1 protein-coding gene is annotated in these 313 nt (G+C 39.3%); it reads left to right on the top strand.

Features of this window, described 5'->3' with window-relative positions; all coding sequences use genetic code 11:
* Positions 1-116: 116 nt before the first annotated feature.
* Positions 117-313: DUF1858 domain-containing protein (locus NE473_RS30840; protein WP_256265619.1), on the top strand; the 197-nt coding region annotated here is incomplete at its 3' end.

Raw genomic sequence — 313 nt, 5'->3', positions numbered from 1 at the left:
CAAGTCCCTGTAATGATAAAATTTTTACAAAAATGGCTGGACAATCCCTTGCTATTTCGGAAGAAAAGTATAATATTATAGAAACAGTATGTACATTTTTAAAGGAGGAATACACGATGCAGATTAGTAAAGATATGTTAATTGGCGCTCTGATCCAGATGGATGATTGCATTGCACCGATTTTAATTCGCGCCGGCATGCACTGTCTTGGCTGCCCTGCTTCTCAGGGCGAGTCTTTGGAAGAAGCATGCATGGTTCATGGAATTGACTGTGATACACTGGTTTCTAATATTAATGAAGTTCTTGCAGAGAG

Source organism: Hungatella sp. SL.1.14, from assembly GCF_024460495.1.
Classification (GTDB): domain Bacteria; phylum Bacillota; class Clostridia; order Lachnospirales; family Lachnospiraceae; genus Hungatella; species Hungatella hathewayi.
Note: the sequence above shows the minus strand (reverse complement) of the source record. Positions and strands in the feature narration are given on the sequence as shown.